At 50.3% G+C, this 17,989-nt stretch carries 12 protein-coding genes and 2 pseudogenes; 1 reads left to right on the top strand and 13 read right to left on the bottom strand.

Annotated elements, in window-relative coordinates; all coding sequences use genetic code 11:
* Positions 1-227: 227 nt before the first annotated feature.
* The 9 genes from dctP to L3J94_11315 all read right to left on the bottom strand — a co-directional run bounded on the left by dctP (position 228) and on the right by L3J94_11315 (position 11,282).
* A complete protein-coding gene (dctP, locus tag L3J94_11355; GenBank protein MCF6219323.1) occupies positions 228-1,328 on the bottom strand; it encodes a TRAP transporter substrate-binding protein DctP in 1,101 nt (366 codons plus the stop codon).
* 25 nt (positions 1,329-1,353) lie between these two features.
* Positions 1,354-3,522, bottom strand: coding sequence for a DNA helicase II (gene uvrD, locus L3J94_11350; GenBank protein ID MCF6219322.1), 2,169 nt, complete (start codon positions 3,520-3,522; stop codon positions 1,354-1,356).
* 454 nt (positions 3,523-3,976) lie between these two features.
* On the bottom strand, positions 3,977-5,086 hold the full coding sequence (locus tag L3J94_11345; GenBank protein ID MCF6219321.1) for an OmpA family protein: 1,110 nt from the start codon (positions 5,084-5,086) through the stop codon (positions 3,977-3,979).
* A 345-nt stretch (positions 5,087-5,431) separates the two neighbouring features.
* On the bottom strand, positions 5,432-5,590 hold the full coding sequence (locus L3J94_11340) for a hypothetical protein (protein MCF6219320.1): 159 nt from the start codon (positions 5,588-5,590) through the stop codon (positions 5,432-5,434).
* Positions 5,591-5,685: 95 nt separating this feature from the next.
* Positions 5,686-7,527: a VWA domain-containing protein gene (locus L3J94_11335; GenBank protein MCF6219319.1), complete on the bottom strand. Its 1,842-nt coding sequence runs from the start codon at positions 7,525-7,527 to the stop codon at positions 5,686-5,688.
* A 176-nt stretch (positions 7,528-7,703) separates the two neighbouring features.
* The gene (locus L3J94_11330; protein ID MCF6219318.1) at positions 7,704-8,564 is read right to left on the bottom strand and encodes a 4Fe-4S binding protein; all 861 of its coding nucleotides are present in this window, start codon (positions 8,562-8,564) and stop codon (positions 7,704-7,706) included.
* A gap of 7 nt (positions 8,565-8,571) precedes the next feature.
* Positions 8,572-9,375 carry a CbbQ/NirQ/NorQ/GpvN family protein gene (locus L3J94_11325; GenBank protein ID MCF6219317.1) on the bottom strand — a complete coding sequence of 268 codons (804 nt, stop codon included), beginning with the start codon at positions 9,373-9,375 and terminating at the stop codon, positions 8,572-8,574.
* A 76-nt stretch (positions 9,376-9,451) separates the two neighbouring features.
* Positions 9,452-10,840: a cbb3-type cytochrome c oxidase subunit I gene (locus L3J94_11320; protein MCF6219316.1), complete on the bottom strand. Its 1,389-nt coding sequence runs from the start codon at positions 10,838-10,840 to the stop codon at positions 9,452-9,454.
* A gap of 7 nt (positions 10,841-10,847) precedes the next feature.
* Positions 10,848-11,282 (bottom strand): cytochrome c, encoded by a 435-nt coding sequence (locus L3J94_11315; GenBank protein ID MCF6219315.1) that lies wholly within the window; start codon positions 11,280-11,282, stop codon positions 10,848-10,850.
* Positions 11,283-11,411: 129 nt separating this feature from the next.
* On the opposite strand from L3J94_11315, the gene L3J94_11310 reads away from it, so the two are divergent.
* A complete protein-coding gene (locus tag L3J94_11310) occupies positions 11,412-12,089 on the top strand; it encodes a Crp/Fnr family transcriptional regulator (GenBank protein ID MCF6219314.1) in 678 nt (225 codons plus the stop codon).
* A 172-nt stretch (positions 12,090-12,261) separates the two neighbouring features.
* On the opposite strand, the gene L3J94_11305 is transcribed toward L3J94_11310, so the two are convergent.
* The 4 genes and pseudogenes from L3J94_11305 to L3J94_11290 form a co-directional block, all read right to left on the bottom strand.
* A complete protein-coding gene (locus L3J94_11305; protein ID MCF6219313.1) occupies positions 12,262-13,794 on the bottom strand; it encodes a GGDEF domain-containing protein in 1,533 nt (510 codons plus the stop codon).
* Positions 13,795-13,860: 66 nt separating this feature from the next.
* Positions 13,861-14,436, bottom strand: coding sequence for a cytochrome c family protein (locus L3J94_11300; protein ID MCF6219312.1), 576 nt, complete (start codon positions 14,434-14,436; stop codon positions 13,861-13,863).
* Positions 14,436-16,627, bottom strand: a pseudogene (locus tag L3J94_11295) (MtrB/PioB family decaheme-associated outer membrane protein). The gene L3J94_11300 and the pseudogene L3J94_11295 overlap by 1 nt, the downstream one beginning before the upstream one ends.
* Positions 16,628-16,645: 18 nt before the next feature.
* Positions 16,646-17,356 (bottom strand): annotated as a pseudogene (locus L3J94_11290) (DmsE family decaheme c-type cytochrome).
* Positions 17,357-17,989: the final 633 nt, after the last annotated feature.

Raw genomic sequence — 17,989 nt, 5'->3', positions numbered from 1 at the left:
AGCGAACAAAAAAACACTCGACTCGTTCAGCAGAAAGAACAACGAGGGCGTTATTCTGCTTCTTTAGCTTGAGGGTGGGTGATAATCCACCACCCTCAGGCCAATAAGTGATCACTTTTTGGGGGGGTGATTTGCGGTATTCTTACTTGCAGGATTTAGGTTGCACTTTATAGAAAATAAAAAGCCCACGGGTTGTGGGCTTTTTTATAGGCCGATTCAACCTCGAATCATTTACCCGTTAACGCATCATAATAAGCCCGCTCAGAGAGTTCACTCCAGGCATCGTGCTTCAACTGAAACGCTTTGTACGCTTCATGGACACGCGCAAACTGAGCATCATCTGCGGCTTGCTCAGCCATTGTTTTATCGGTAAGGCTTTTCAACTTCTGGGTAACTTCATTTGGAAATGGCAGCATTTCAACCCCATCCATGGCTTGAATTTCACTCAGCGCCTCGGCATTCAACGCTTCAAAGCGGGTTAACATCCACAGATCGGTAGCTTGTGCCGCCACCTCTACAATCCGTTGCAGATCTTCGGGTAGTTTATCCCACGCCCCTTTGTTAACCACCAGCTCTAAAGTGGAGCCCGGCTCATGCCAGCCAGGATAGTAGTAATATTTAGCCGCTTTCGGCAAGCCAAGGCGCTTATCGTGATAGGGGCCTACCCACTCGGTGGCATCAATAGCACCGCGCTCCAAGGCAGTATAAAGCTCACCACCGGCCATCAATACGGCGTTACCCCCCGCCTCTGCAAATACTTTTCCACCTAAACCGGGAATACGCATCTTCAAGCCATTGAGGTCATCAACTGAATCGATTTTTTTATTGAACCAGCCGCCCATCTGCACACCGGTATTACCCAGCGGAAAAGGTACCATGTTATGTGGTGCGTAAGTCTCCCGCCACAGCTCCAACCCACCACCACTGTACAGCCAGGCATTCATGCCCTGAGCATTCAAACCAAAAGGAACGGATGTGAAAAATTGTGCTGCCGGAATTTTACCCGCCCAGTAATATGCACCTGAGTGCCCCATCTCAACGGTTCCCTGTGACACCGCATCAAAAACCTGTAGTGGTGGAATAAGCTCACCGCCAGCATACGATTTAATCGTCAGGCGGCCATTCGACATCACCTTGACATGCTCGGCAAAGCGCTCGGTTCCCTCTTGAAAAACCGGAAAGTTGGGTGGCCACGAGGTGACCATGCGCCAACGAAATTTCTCTGCGGAGGTTTGTCCCGCAGCGGTCTCTCCACCTTCATCACTGCCACAGCTGCTCAGGGACGCGGCTCCCATTATCAATACTAAAAGAAGAGCTAGTCTCTTCATGCTTTCTATCCTTATTGTTCTGTTGTTAAATTTTCTGTAGGTTGGCGTAACCGGCAATCAGCCACTTACTACCGCAACTGAGGAACTCAACCTGAATGCGAGCACTCTGGCCACTCCCCTCGTAGTTCAGCACCACCCCTTCTCCAAACTTAATGTGTGATACCTGCTCACCCAGGCTGAACTCTGCGCTACTCTCCAGCACTCTACTTGGGCGCTGCACAGTGGCCGGGGCGAACGTCTGGCGACGCAAGCGCACCTCTTGTAACAGCTCATTAGGGATCTCTTTAAGGAAGCGCGAAGGGGCTGCATATTGTTCTTTGCCATGCAGTCGGCGGCTCTCTGCATAGCTGATATAGAGCAGTTGCATGGCGCGGGTGATACCCACATAACAGAGGCGGCGCTCCTCCTCTATACCATTAGCATCCTTAAGCGACATTTTGTGGGGGAACAGCCCCTCTTCAACGCCGCAAAGAAATACCAGTGGGAACTCCAGCCCTTTGGCGGAGTGCAGAGTCATCAGCTGTACACACTTTTCGCCTGGATCACCCTGGCGCTCCCCCGACTCCAAAACGGCCAGGGAGAGAAAGGCACTGAGTTCATCCTCTTCGGCCTCAGCATCCGTGGGCTCAAAACCACGGGCGGCGCTCACCAGCTCATCCATATTTTCGATCCGCTGCTGGCCTTTATCGCCCTTCTCTTTTTTGAAGTAATCCACCAACCCACTCAGCGTGATGGCGTGATCAACCTGCTCATGCAGTTCATCCAAGGGTTGCAGCGCGGTCTCGATTTTATCAATCAGGCTAATAAAGCCCTGTAGTGCATTGTTTGCCCGCGGGGTGAGTTGGCCGCTTGCAACCAGATTGTTGGCAGCGACCCACAAGGTCAGGTTATGTTCACGGGCGTAGTCACGAATATTGCTAACCGCTTTATCGCCAATACCCCGGGTGGGCACATTAATAATGCGCTCAAAAGAGGTGTCATCGAGGCGGTTATTGGCAAGGCGCAGATAGGCGAGCACATGCTTGATCTCAGCTCGGTCGAAGAAGCGCAGGCCGCCATAGACCCGATAAGGAATGCTCGACTGAAGCAGTGCCTCCTCCAAAACCCGGGACTGAGCATTGGAGCGATAGAGCAGTGCCACCTCATCGCGCTGCCCACCATCATCCAGCCACTGCTGAATACAGCTGGCAATAAATCGCGCCTCATCCAGCTCATTAAACGCATTATAAAGCTTAATGGGTTCACCTTCACCATCCGAGGTCCACAACTCTTTGCCCAACCGCTCACTATTGTGGCTGATCAGCGCGTTAGCTGCCGCCAAAATAGTACCCGTGGAGCGGTAGTTTTGCTCCAATCGCACCAGAGTAGTGTTACTGTAATCACGGCTTAACTGCTGAATATTTTCCGCCTTGGCACCGCGCCAGCCATAAATTGACTGATCATCATCGCCCACCGCAAAAATCGGGCTGCCACCGCTGCACAGCATCCGCAACCAAGCGTATTGAATCGCGTTAGTATCTTGAAACTCGTCCACCAGCACATACTTAAAGCGCTGTTGATAGTGCTCGAGAATATGTGAATTATCGCGCCACAGCTCGTGGGCACGTAGCAGCAGCTCGGCAAAATCTACCAAGCCGGCACGACGACAGAGATCTTCATAGAGTTGATAAATCTGAATACACCCTTTCATATGCTGATTACCGTGGTGCTCCAGATATTGCGGGCGTTGTCCTTCATCTTTGCGAGCACTGATAAACCACTGCATCTGCTTGGGCTGCCACTGAGCGTCATCGATGCCATTTTCACGAATCACTCGCTTGACCGCCCGCAACTGGTCATCACTATCCAGAATCTGAAAATTTTGTGGCAGGCCAGCCTCTTTCCAGTGCGCGCGCAACAGGCGGTGGGCGAGATTATGAAAGGTACCCACCCACATCCCCGTGACGGGCACACCCATCAACTGCTCGATACGCTGACGCATTTCGGCAGATGCTTTATTGGTGAAGGTGACCGAAAGGATACTGAAAGGAGAGATACGCTCGACCTGAATCAGCCAGGCAATACGGTGTACCAACACCCGGGTTTTACCACTGCCTGCGCCGGCCAACACCATGGTATTGCTCATGGGAGCACAAACCGCCTCACGCTGGGCATCGTTCAAATCATCAATAATGTGGGAGATGTCATCATTCATGGGGGCATGATACCAGAAGCGCCCACAGAATTAAGCGTTGAGGAGAACCCTACCAAGGGATTAGGAGAAATAAGCCGAATTGAATTTAGACTGGAATGGATGAGCACCCAGCGCCATCAGATTCATTACCTTGTTGCGGGGTATCTTCCACTACTGCCAATATACCACTGCTGGCCCGCCTAGGAGGCTGTCGGACTTAGGGTGAATCTACTGCGGAAAAGCCATTCAGGCCCATTTCTCCGATCATTTTCGTTGAATATGCTCAATATTCGCCTCAAACGATCAAAAAAATGGACTCAAAATGGCTTTCCCTCGCTACGATCACCTAAGCCCGACAGCCTCCTAGGTCTGTATGGGGGTGTCGTGTGACCGGCACTTCTATCGCAATAATGAATCCAACAAAAAAGGCCAGACTCTCAATAGAGTCTGGCCTTATTGGCTAAGCAAACGTGGTTTAACGAGTTAAAATATTCAACTCAACCCGGCGGTTTGCTGCTCGACCTTCACGAGTACCATTATCCGCGATCGGAGATGCTGGCCCGTAACCCTTTGCACTCAAGTTAGCGGCTGGAGCACCTTTCGAGGTGAGATAACTCACAACGGCTTCAGCACGCTTTTGTGAAAGCATCTGGTTATAGCTGACTTTACCGCTGCTATCAGTATATCCCGCAACCTCTACCTTCATTGTTGGGTAGCGTTTAAGGATTTCAGCTACTTCATCAAGTGACGAGTATGAACCGCTGGTGAGCAAGTTTGAGTTTGTTTTGAAGTTAACGCTCTTCAGTACAATGTTCTCTTCAAGCTTACAGCCGCTGGCATCAACCGCTACCCCACCGGCACTGGCTGCACAGCGATCTTTGCTGTCAACCACACCATCACCATCGCTATCCAGCTCACAACCGGCTGCATTTACAGCAAGGCCTGCACCTGTATTCGGGCAGCGATCTTGATTGTCGGCAATACCGTCACCGTCACCGTCCAGCAGTTGCTTTTTGCAGCCACTGGCATCAACACTAACGCCCTTGTCTGTAGATGAGCAGCGGTCTTTGCTGTCAACGACACCATCACCGTCACTGTCGAGTTCACACCCGCTTGCATTAACCGCAGTACCTGCTTTTGTGTTCGAGCAACGATCTTTATCGTCAGTCACCCCATCGTTATCACTATCGACCGGCTGTTTTTTGCAACCATTGCGGTCAGTGTCAGCACCTTTTGCGGTATCTGGGCAGCGATCTTTGCTATCAACAACACCGTCACCATCAAGATCCTGCTCACAGCCATTAGCTCCCACCTTTGTGCCAACAGGTGTATTGGGGCAGGTATCTGCATCATCAGCAATACCATCGCCATCCGCATCAACGATACCTTCGCATTCAACAATGGCGTGTTTTGGCTCCCAGTTACTGGCACGCCAGCACTGACCAGCTTCAGTACGCCAGACTTCTCCCGACTTGGTGGACCAATATCCCGCTGCACCCGCTGAAGCAGTAGAGACACCCACCACCGATACGAGTAAAAGGGCCGCAACTGACATCAAAATGCTAGCCGATAATTTGTTAACCATGACACATCTCCTATGAGGACAAAAAATAGCTTTCATCTCAATACCAACCGTTGGCACGTGAGGCTGGGAGTTGGTAGTGAAAGAGGAAAAACAGATACCAATAAATGTATTGTATATTACGAGCACAAACAATTTTTAGAGTATTTTTAATGCTAATAAGCCGAAAAACATTAATTATATTAGTACTTTAAAGATACTTAAAGTACCTCCGGATGCTAACACATGACTATAAAAAATAAAGTGCAAAGAACCATTTTGCCAAGGCAGTGGGACGTTTTTATTAATGTATGGATCCATTCCATACTTAACAAGCTGGCTACCTATCCCTTTCCCTCTGTAGTCAAATTAAACCTCAATAATTCCGAAATCATCCCACATATCTGCAATGGGCAGCCCCGACTCAAGCCCTTCAAATATCAGCAATTTTCCTTCTTCGTACTTTTTTTTAGTCAACGCCCAGTTACACCATAACGTCTCACCAAGACCTAGCTTTTGTTGATTCATTAGCCAGCATTGAATATGATCAATGTCAGTTTTCATTGATGAACAAGAGCATCTTATGAGGCTGAAATGTGCCACGCCCCTTCATCCAAGGAGACTCAACCACCAGCCAACTGGCTATACAGTGTCAGTAACTTGATCGGCAGCTGCTCAGGTCGCTGGATGACGGTGTAGCCCTGGGAGCCGAACAGGTAGGGGAGGTAGTCATCGCCTTCTCGGTCGATGGTAATGCAGAAGGGGATCAGGCCCATTTTCTTGGCCTCTTGAATCGCCACCCGGGTATCTTCCACCCCATAGCGTCCTTCGTAATAGTCTAGGTCATTCGGTTTGCCGTCGGTCAAAATCAATAGTAGTCGCTGGCTTACCGCCTGCTCCGCAAGCAGTTGGCTCGACTCTCTGATTGCGGCACCCATGCGGGTGTAGTAGCCGGGGCGAATCGCCTGAATATGGCCACGCACTTGGTCGTTGTAGGGCTGTTTAAATGGCTTTAATGGATAGAAACGCACTTGGTCACGTCGTCGTGATGAGAAACCGTACAGGGCAAATTGATCGCCACAGCTGCTCAACGCCTCGGCAAACAGCAGTAATGAGTCTCGAATTACATCAATAATACGTTGATTGTCATCTATGGCGGCATCGGTAGAGAGCGACAGGTCGGCCAGTAGTAGTGTCGACAGGTCACGACGATTGACATTCAACTGTCGGTAGAGTCCTCGCTCAGGTAGTACCACACCACTGCGCCGCGCACTGTAAAAGTCCAGATAGGCTTGCAGGTCCAGTTCGCTGCCATCGGCCTGGGCATTTTGCCAGCTTCGTTGCTGTGCCAGTGCTGAAAACTGGCTGCGTAACCGTCGGGCCTGCTGCTGAAGGTGTTGCGGTAGTGGCTGGGGATGGCTATCACGGGGTAGCATCATCTGTAGCTGGCAGTGGTCTGCAAGCAATTTTTGTTGCCGCCAGTCCCACTCAGGCAGTGGGTGTGTGCCGGCCAGTGGAATATCATCAAATTCGGCGGCTGGGAGGTCTAAATCCAGGCGCAGACGGCTGGTACTGGTCTGTTGATCTCGCGCCACATGCAGCTGCTCCATATCTCGGGCAATATCTGCCGCCTTGCTATCCTCCTCCTCGTCGGTACAGCGGTCGACCTTAATATATTCACCCCAGCTAAAGATCGCCTCCCAGCGCATCGCCAACATGCCGTTTTTTCCATCTGGCATCTCGGTTGATTCGGCACGATAACGATTGCGCTGTTGTGCATCACGGCTTTTCCCTTCGGGCGGCAACGCCTCTTGCTCATTATTTTGTTCCGTATTATTGACCTCAGGCGGTGTAACCGGTGGCTGTGGATGTAACCAGAGGTAAACGGGCTGCGGTTGATGTTTGCTGCCGGGTATTGAAACCACCAGCCCCGGGCTGTGCAGTGCGATCTGAATCGCTTGCTCTTGCAAGCCTTCGGCACCCGGTAGCTGATAAAAACCCGGGCGCACCGCGAGCTGGGCATCAAACAGCCGCACGTAAACCGACCTTAATCCAGGAAAGTTTTTTAACACCCAGCAGACCCGCTGCTGGTTATCCACCACCCAGCTGTGGTGGGCGTTAATATCTGCCGCCGCCATGGCCGTGAGCCATAGGTAGAGTAATTTATTGAGTTTAACTTCTGGAAAAACATCCAGTTGTGCCGGCAGGTTAAGGCTCTGCTGGTCACGCCATGCCAGCGGGACATGGGCATGGCTACCGGCCAGACGCTGCAACCAGTTACGCCGGGCGCGATTATGCAGCTCCCCCGCCGCAACAATCTTCAAACCACCATCACCACCAAAGGCGCGAAACAGCAGCCCGAGCGATTTCCCATACCCCTCCAGCGTCACCTCGGCTTGGGGGTAACGCACGTGGCCACGCTGGGCAATAAAATTATGCCAATGTTTGCCGACCCACTCTTCCATACCTATCCCCTGATGATTCAGTTCATGTGACGGTTTAGCGCTTGCACTTTTTCCATCACGCTTATCTCACCCCGTAGGAGCAAGCTTTAGCTTGCGATGAGTGATAAACGCAGCTGTTTCACCGACCGCTGTTTCGCCATCTAAAGATGGCTCCTACAAGGCTGCAATCCCTGGCTCTATTTTGATGATTTAAACCGCAGCAAGCCTTTGCCATCCTGCACCCGGTCGCAGGCCTGAATACACTCACTACACTGGGTGCAGGTGAACATGTGGCGCTTGCGTTTGCGCGGTTGCAGCCGCATCGGGCAGGCGTTATCACAATCCTGAAGGCAACCTTTACAGAGATCACCTCTTGATCTGTCAAAGCTCACCACCATCGCTCGATCATTGGCCAGCCAGATAATGCTCTGAAACAGCCCCGCCGCGCAGCCGTAGCGGCAGAACAGATGGCGGGCAAAGATAAATTCAAAGGTAAACAGCAGCGTTGCCACGCCAATAAACAACGCCTGATTGCGGGTTAGCTCAGCGGCAAACAGGTTGTGGTAGATCACCTCCGGCGGCAGTAAGTAGGTGAGCAGGCTCACCGCCCACAAAAAGCCAATGCCCACTGCCGCCAGCAGTGTCCAGAGCCAATAAATCGCCTTTGCTGGTACCGATCCGGGCAGTGATTGTGACTCCCAAATAGTCGGCTTACCACTGGCCCTCACCATGAGGTGATTGATGCTCTCAACCACCGAAAAGTGCGGGCATAGCCAACCACAATAGATACGCCCGTAACGCCAGATAATCCACACCCCTAACCCAAGCAGCGACAAAACCGGTATAAATACCCGGTAGAGCAGGTTCCACGCAGCCTCCAGCGCACTGGCTTCACCCCGCTGGAAGGGGCCCAACCCCAAAGTCCAATCAAAACCAAACAGGATAAAGTTGCCGGCATAGAGGTCGAGGCGAAAAATATCCAGCAGTGGGGCCAGCAGAAACAGTACAAAGAAGAGTGTGCGGGTAATCAGGCGCGACTGTTTGAGTGTTAATCTCATCCTCAAACTAATCAGCCAGGCACGCCTCGGCCACTTGGTAGAGCGCCGCAATTGTCTCGGCATCATCACTTAGTGGCTCTATAATCGCGACACGGGCCGCACTCAGGTTATCCAGGCCCGAAGCGATTAAGCTCGCGCAGTAAACCAGCAAGCGAGTCGAAACGCCCTCTTCCAGATCAACCCCTTGCAGTGATCTCAGTGCTTGGGCCAACTCAACCAGCTGCTGGGCGGTCGCTCGGCTAACGCCACTCTCACGCTCAATAATGGTGCGCTCCAATTCGGCGCTAGGGTAATCAAAGCTCATCGCCACAAAGCGCTGGCGGGTACTGGGCTTAAGCCCCTTGAGCAGGTTCTGGTAACCAGGATTGTAGGAGATCACCAACATAAACCCTGGCGGCGCCTTCAGCGTTTCACCGGTACGTTCAATCGGCAGCATACGCCGATCATCCGACAACGGATGCAGCACCACTGTGGTATCTTTTCGTGCTTCAACAATCTCATCCAGATAGCAGATGGCCCCTTCACGCACAGCACGTGTCAACGGGCCATCTTGCCAAATCATCTCACCATCACCAATCAGGTGACGACCCACCAGATCTGCCGCAGTCAGGTCATCGTGACAAGCAACGGTATAAAGAGGACGGTTTAATTTGGCCGCCATGTGTTCAATAAAGCGGGTTTTTCCGCAACCGGTAGGGCCTTTTATCAAAAGGGGTAGTTGGTTTTTATAGGCGTGTTCGAAAATAACCACTTCGTTGTGCTGTGGCTGATAGAAAGGAGGTTGCTCTAAAGTAACCACATCGGAAAGCATCGCTATGCTCCTATAATAAAAAGGGGCGAGTCCAAAAAGGGGGAGGACTCACCCAAGGGAGTGGAGAGGTTAAAAATCACTCCGAAACAGTTGTACTCTTGGACTCTTTTTGCCCGACAAAGAAACTCGCCACATAGACAAACAGGCCGGTGGTAAAGACAAAGCCCGCAGCAAGTCGCAACCAGTAGAAGAAGGTGATGCTATCTTGTGTGGCCATAAAGCTCATGGGTTCTTCCGCCATGCGCTGTAGCCAGACTTGCAACACACCCGCGCCGGTCAATGCCAGGGTAATGGTCACCATGCCAGTTGCCATCAGCCAAAATGACCACTTTTCAAAGCGCTGCGTAATTTCTGGCGCGGCTGCTTGGCCTCGTATAATCGGCATCGCATAAGAGATAATTGTGATGACAATCAGTACATAGGCACCAAAGAAGGCCAGATGACCATGGGCTGAAGTAATCTGCGAGCCATGGGTGTAGTAGTTAACCGGCGCGAGGGTGTGCATGAAACCCCAAACACCGGCACCCAGGAAGGACAATACTGCGGTACCCAGCGCCCATAGTACGGCCGCTTTATTGGGGTGGTCACGGCGGCGGCGACTGACCATATTAAAGGCAAACAATGTCATCATGAAGAATGGGATCGGCTCCAGTGCTGAGAAGATAGAACCCAGCCACAACCAGTACTCCGGTGTGCCGATATAGAAGTAATGATGTCCGGTACCTATCACGCCGGTAATTAGCGCAAAAGCGACAATCACATACAGCCACTTTTCGATCACCTCTCGGTCAACGCCGGTCACTTTGATTAGGACAAAGGCCAAAATAGCACCCATAATCAGCTCCCAGACACCCTCAACCCAGAGGTGAATTACCCACCACCAGAAGAACTTGTCCAGTACCAGATTAACCGGATTGTAGAAGGCGAACAGAAAGAACACCGCCAACCCTACCAAACCGGTGAGTAGCACAATACTGATGACCGTCTTGCGGCCACTGAGCACCGTCATTCCGATATTAAATATAAAGCCGAGCACCACGATCACTATGCCAATCTTGGTAATGGTCGGTTGCTCTAGGAACTCACGGCCCATGGTGGGCCATATATCATTACCGGTCATCGCCGCCAAACTGGAATACGGCACCAGCAGATAGCCAAGAACAGTCAACACAGCCGCTACTAGGAAGACCCAAAAAAGAATAATCGCCAGTTTCGGGCTGTAGAGTTCTCGTTCTGACTCCTCGGGCACCAAAAAATAACTGGCACCCATAAAGCCAAACAACAGCCATATGACCAGTAGATTGGTATGCACCATACGGGCAACATTGAAGGGTATTTCAGGAAACATAAAGTCCCCAATCAGATATTGTGTCCCCAGAATCAAACCAAATAATACCTGGCCAACAAACAACGCAATGGCGGCGATAAAGTAGGGTTTAGCAACCGCTTGTGATTCATATTTCATCATTATCTTAACCCTCTATGTTTGGTGGCCAATCATTGGTATCGATCTCTGAAGTCCACTTCAGAAACTCCGCCATACCCACCAACTCTTCCCGTGTTAGATTGAACTGGGGCATGCTGCGACGACCGGGAATACCCTCTGCCGGGCGGCTCTCAATAAAACTGATGATCGCTTCAGTGCTATTGCCAAAGCGTGTATAGACATTGCCCAGCTCCGGGGCAAAATAGGCCCCTTCGCCCAGTATGGTGTGGCAACCCACACAGTTATTGTCCTCCCACACTTTTTTGCCCAGTGCCACCTCGTCTGTGATGTTGTGACGGTTATCCCGCTCTGGCAGCACCCCCAAGGTGTGGTAGCTGAGGGAGAAAAATAGCAGCAGTGAAAATACCCCTCCCCCCAAGTAGATATTGCGTGCCATGCTTTTGGTAAAGCGCTCACTCATGGCCGGCTCCTTTGATAAGTTAATTTAAGACGTCGCCACTCTAGCCACAACGATGTGCGCTTTCCTTGACTTGGATCAATAATCGTATTCAGATAAGCAGTAATTGATTAATAAACTCGGAATTTAACAGTGTTTAAAACCCTTCAAAAAAATGCGCTCTTCAGTAGCCTCCCTGAGAGAGAGCTGCAATCACTGGTTGATGAGGCATACTGTCTCAAGCTCAGTCAGGATGAGATTCTATTTATTCAAGGTGATCCTGCCGAACACTTCTACTGGCTCGCATCGGGCATGCTTAGGCTCTACCGCATGGCACCCAATGGGGATGAAAAGGTGATTGAAATTATCCAGCCGGGGCAGACTTTTGCAGAGGCGATCATGTTTATGGGCCAGCCACAGCCACGCTTCCCGGTTGCGGCGCAAATGATTGCCGAAGGTGAAGTGTGGCGCTTTAACAATCAGCAGTTTCTGGGTTATTTGGGGCAATCGGTGGAGAGCTGCTTCCGCATGATGGCCAACATGAGCCATCGGCTGCACCAGCATGTCAAAGAGATCGACCGACTAACCCTACAGACCGCCAGTGAACGGGTGGTTAACTATCTATTACAAGCGCTAGCCAAACAGAGCGACAACAATCACAACCTAAAACTCAATATCAGCAAGCAGATGCTGGCGGCACAACTCTCCATCAAACCAGAAACCCTCTCCCGCACCCTAGGAAGGCTCAGCCGTGAAGGGCTTATTGACAGCCAGGGCAGCACTATAAAAGTAATCGACACCACAGCATTGCGCCAACTGGTAGAGATATAGACCGGATATTTCATGAGCTTACACAAAATAGTGCAAGGTATTGGGTTTTGCAGAGAAGTGACTTAAGGCGTTGCGAATCAGTCATTACGGACAATAGAGGGTGCACTTCCTGTGGAATTAATAGACAAGCAAGAAAGAAGGGGACAAAGACAATATTAACTCTTTACCTGCGCTAATCACCCTGATTGGGTGAGTATACGACCACCTGATTACGACCACTCTCCTTGGCCTGATAGAGTGCCTCGTCCGCCTCTTTAAAGAGGCTTTCTACTGTCTGGCTCTCTCCTATTAGGTAGCTGACACCGATACTGGCGGTGACAGTAATTGAGCCGTTGTTATCCAGTTTAACCGGTGTCGAACCAATGGCGTTGCGTACTTTATTGGCAATCGCGTTCACATATTGAGTGTTGGTTTCGGTGAGTATGACCACAATCTCTTCCCCCCCATAACGCCCTACGAAATCAGTCTCTCGCAAGCTATTGAGAATACGGGCACTGGCTTGACGCAGTACTTCATCCCCCGCAAGGTGCCCATAGTTATCATTAATGCGCTTAAAGAGGTCGAGATCGATGATTAAGAGGGCAAGTTCATGGTGATAACGGTGTGCCCGTTTGAACTCCATCGCCAGCATCTCTTCCAGATAGCCGCGATTCCAGAGTCCGGTAAGGGCGTCGGTTCTACTGAGTAACTCTATTTCTTGAGTCCGCTCCTTCACCATGGCTTCAAGTCGTCTGTTCTCTTCTAGGGATTGCTCGCGGGTATAACGATAGATGGTGTAGGCTATAAACAGCGCAAAGATAATCGCTGCACCACTCGTCGCCATAGCGGTGACCAACAGTTTCTGTTTGTTGGCCGCATAGGGGGTCGCATCGATCAACAGCAACAGGCGCTCATCATTCACAGAGACGTGACCGCCCTCACTGGCAAGAATGCGGTAAACCAGCTTGTTATCGACATGCATCAGCCGAGACCCATCAAAAGATGCAAAGTCGATACGCTCGCCAATATTGGAGGCATTACTGCTCATTATGATCTCGCCATTTTCATTAACGATGGCGAGCTGAATAATATTCTGAGCTGATTCTACGTAGCTCTCTAAAAAGGTATGAATATCGATGGTTTGGAAAATATCCAGGCTATTTTTTACTGAGCCCTCAATAGCCTTAAGCAAGTTGAGAATATCAACCTGACGACGCAACAGTGAAAAATTAACATCGTCATGAGCGATAATGTCATATTCGGAAATATCCACCGAGAGGTCGATGTAGCCGACCACTCGCCCATTCATCTGTAGCGGGTAGTAAATGGCCATCACCGATACATAATCGCGCTCTTCGAAAAAAAACTCTCCACCATATTCTGGATTATTCCTCACCTGTTCAAAGCCTTTTCGATGATGTTGAGTGCCGATCTCTTCTTTAAACATTGAATTGCTGATGGTGCCATCCGGTTCAATGTAACGAAATTCAAAGATCTCCAGCCCCAGGGAGACCTCACGCATCAGTTTTTGTAGGCTCATGGTGCTTTTGACTTCATGAAAGCGGTCAATACTGGCAATAATAGAGCTAACAATATCACCTGCATCGCTCTGCATTTGATGCAGTAACAGATCTTTTTGTGTGTTGTAGTTATATAACGATAAAGATGACAGGGTGATCGCTAGAGTCAACAACGCAAGAGGGATATTATATTTCTTAAAACCCATGGCGACTCCTTAAAGGGCCTTTAAACAGGGAGGGCACCTGTCGATGAGATGCTCTTATTGTTAACTCTACCTTGGCGTGGGGTTGCTGTATTTTTTATAGACCACGTCAAAATCATTAGGGTGGAAGGCGCGATTCCAGCGTTCAGTATGGCAGCTTTTACACATTTTTTTTATCCGCTCTGGGCGATCTGTACCCGACAAAAAGCCACCAGCATCCCGTCGCTTTACATGTACACTACCCGGGCCATGACACCCCTCGCACTGCACATTGGCTAAACGCGGGGTCTTTTTTATACTGGTAAATCCGCCCTCTATACCATAACCCGTTGCATGACAGGTGAGACAGCGTGGATTTTCACCATATCCCATCTCAATCACTTTTTCCAAAGCAAAGTCGTGTTTGTCTTTCTTCCGGCCAAGGAAGAACTCACGATGGCAGAGTCGGCATTTGGTGTTGCCCACGTAGTGGTAGTCACCCGTAGCCATCGCTTCATCATAAACCGCTTGCCCCAACACGTTGATCAAGGGAGGTACGGGGAGCGGCTCTTTTAACATAGCCTGAATCCGCGCTTCGCTGGCCTGTAAAGCAGCAAAGCAGAGCATCAACAACAGACCAGCCAACCACTGTCGAGTTAACCCCATCACCATTTAAAACGCAGTGCGGTATAGACAATATAGGCGGTATAATCGGGTTCTGCTGTCATGAGTGTAATTAGCTCCTCCGAAGCATCAGAGCCTGGTGAAATAAGATCTCGGGACCACTCTCTGTCGCGAAATGACTCATAAGCCAACCCAAGGCGAATATCCAACAGACGATTGATGTAATAGTCACCCTCGATCTCAACACCTCTCCGACTGGCATAGTCGCCTGGCATCGGTTCAGCGGTAAGATTGGCGGCCGTGGTTAAGCCAAGCGCATTTTTTTCCCGACTATAAAAGGCTTTAATATTGATGGTTAAATCACCCCGCAGCAGTAAAAAACGGGTACCCGCACCCACGGTGTGCAGGGTGTCGCGGTTATCGATACGCCAGTTGTTGTCAGGATCGTTGGCGGTGGCCTCTTTGGTGCCCGGACCACCCCTAGCGTGAAATGCTCGGCCATCAATGGCGAAATTTAACCACTCACGGGTGAGGTAGCCAAACAGGGTGAAGTCTGAGTGCGACGTATAGCTGACATCCAGAGTGGTGACACGTTGCCTCTGACCATCCACGCCCAGTAGCTCCTCGGTGTATCTCTCCCGATTGAGGGTATGGTAAAGCCCGATAACTACCGCCGGATGAGGGTAAAGGTTGAGTGTCAGGCTCAGGTTGTTGCGGTTACGATTGGCGATATCGTATTGGCGTAGCGCTGGGTTGTTATTAAACTGCTCACTGGGGTTGATCGTATCGGTATAATCACGGGTATGAAAAGGCTGATAAGCAAGCAATTGGTCATAAGGGGCTTTGGCGCGGCGTTTATCCCGTTGTAAACCAATACCAAAGCTCACCTGGGGTGTTAGGCGGCTGTTAAATCGGGCGTTGAACCTTGTTCTCGCGTCTCTTTGACGGCCCGCTGGCTACGTTCGATTTCCTCCTGAAAGAGAGCGATCTTCAGCGAGGTGCCTCGACCAAAATAGTAACGACTATCCAGTTTTAGTCGTGAGCGCCTCTTCTGATAGGAACGATTATAGTTGGCTCGACTGCTATCAATGCTACTTTGAGCGGTACCACCAACCTCTCCTGTATCATTAACCACGCGCTGAAACAGATCAACCGGAGTGTTGTTGCGGCTTCTGTCATAGTTGTAGCCCAGGTTAAGTGATAATCGACGCAGCGGCTTGCTACTGAGCTTGAGGTGTAAGCGGCGGGTCTCAACCTCTGCTTGGGTGCTGCTGCGTGTCAGCGGATCCGTAATAAGCGTATCGGGATTAATGGTATACGCTAGCATCGTGCTATCTTGTCTCATCTTCCCCATATTAGCAGCAACCACTAATCGGGTTCTGGGTGCAAAGTTGAGCGCACCACTGAGGCCTAAATTGTAGTAACTGTTATCAGGATTCAGCGAGATGGCGGCCTGTTGTGGGTAATCAGAGCGACCATTGTAGGGGTTATCCCAGGTGAGGGTGGTATCCTTATTGCTGAAGTGAGACCACTGGTAATTGAGTTCCCACTGCGTAGTCGGATCTTGGTAGCCTAGGGTGCCTTCAATGTTTTCGGTACTTTGATCCACGGGTGCAGGCAGGATAATAAGCGGATAATTATCACTGCGACGCGGAATGCCGACGACACCGCCCAAAGCTTCGCTACCCGATCGTTTTTCACGAAAAAAAGCGATCCGCGCAGACCAGTTTTCACCGGGAGTCAGCACCAGTTCCAGTCGGTTGCGATTTCGTTGAGTGGCAAGATCAATGGGCTTTAGATATTCAGCCAGCGACATATCTCCCGGTGTAACGCCGGGCGTAAAACCGTTGGGTAACGTGAGTTGATCACTGCCTACCCCATCAAATGGGGTGAGCGCATTAACACCCGAAAAGCGGGTGATTTGACGGTGCTGAAACGAGAGTTCAAACAGCCCACACTCCCCCCAATTTAACCCCAACTGGTGAGTGTCCAACCCTAAATTATCGCCATCAAGATGTAAGTATTTGTTTTCACTGTAGATGTTAAAATCAAACTCAGCTAATAATTTTTGTGCATTATCACTTACACCATTGTACTGCCCAACCACCGTGTTGGGGTGATCAATGTCAAAGTTAATAAGCCCTACTGAAAGCTCACCCTCCAGTCCCGTCGCCTGAGCAGTATTAAAAAATGTGCCGGCTAACAGCAGTAAAATCGGAGAGAGTGGCCTCATGTTCATTCTCAGTATCTCCTAGCGCTGTAGCGCTGCGCCAGATGGATGACTTGAACCGTGAATTTTGCTGTGACAATTAACGCAGGATTTACCCCCCATGAATTTGCTAACGGAGGTGCCCGTAAGACCACTTCCCTCATTAGCTTCACTGGGATGAAAAACAGTTTGATGACAGCTTTGACACAGATAAGGGGCACGCATTTTCAGCATCCCATTATGGTTAGAGCCGTGAGGGTCGTGACAGATCGCACAGTTTTCCTGTACCGGCGCATGCTCCCAAACGAATGGCCCGCGCTTTTCTGCATGGCACTGGTAACACGTCTCATTCAGTGAGGGCTTGGTCAGCGCAGCATCCGTACTACTGCCATGTGCATTGTGGCAATCCATACATGTGATAAGCCCCTCACGCATCGGCATATGACTGGAGCGTTGCAGTTTGGCGCGAATCTCAGTGTGGCATTTCTCACAAGTCTGGGGCTTTACCTCGCGCTGCTTACTGTGCAGGGTGTGGCAGCTAGTGCAGGCCAGGTCACTCATCTGGTGCTGACTACCAGACCAGTGCAGGGTATCTCCGCCTTGATGACAACCGCCACACGTCTCATTAATAGCCTCTATATTGTCACTCTCAGGCTTGAAAGACTGGATCAGTTGCGGGCCGCTGTAGCCATCGACTCCAGCAACATCCAGATGTTTTGCCCCCTGGCCATGACAAGCCTCACACCCTCGCGCCTCTAGCTTAGTGCGTGGTGTATTAGAGAAGAGCGCACCGTGGCTACTTTGTAAAAAACCAGTATTTTTTTAATGAATTTATGACAAAGGTAGCACTCTTTATCGCCCACATCGTGGTTGGCGGATTCCGCGTTAACCGATGAGCTAAGCACAAACAGCATCAATAGCAATATCCCTACAGACAAAAAACCTCCTAGTGAAGCCTTTGTACGAGAGGGGTGCACAGATAAAAAAGTCCTGACTTTCGTAGAAAATATTGTGAATAGCTCGCTATCCCCGGCATTTTCCGCCTCTATTCAGTCAAATTTTATCTTTTTTCTCCGTGCACCCCTCTCGTACAAAGATCTCCTAATATATGGTGCGGGCCAGCCCCGCCTACTGCAAACCAACAAAAAGTTGCGGCAACAGTAAAAGCTTATCGCCCTTATTCAAAATTGCTTTAACGCAATGGCACCATGACTTCCCGCTACTCTAAACAGAAAAAGTCAATATTGTATTTGACCCCATTATTGGTCGAGTAGATGGGTTCCTCTAGCTTTATCAGGATCATGATGGCCATCACACGGCCGATTTCCTGCTTCTACCATTGTTACCACACCCCTCTCAGAACCGTGCTTGCGCTATTTACGCACA

The organism is Gammaproteobacteria bacterium (assembly GCA_021647245.1).
Taxonomy (GTDB): domain Bacteria; phylum Pseudomonadota; class Gammaproteobacteria; order RBG-16-57-12; family RBG-16-57-12; genus JAFLJP01.
Note: the sequence above shows the minus strand (reverse complement) of the source record. Positions and strands in the feature narration are given on the sequence as shown.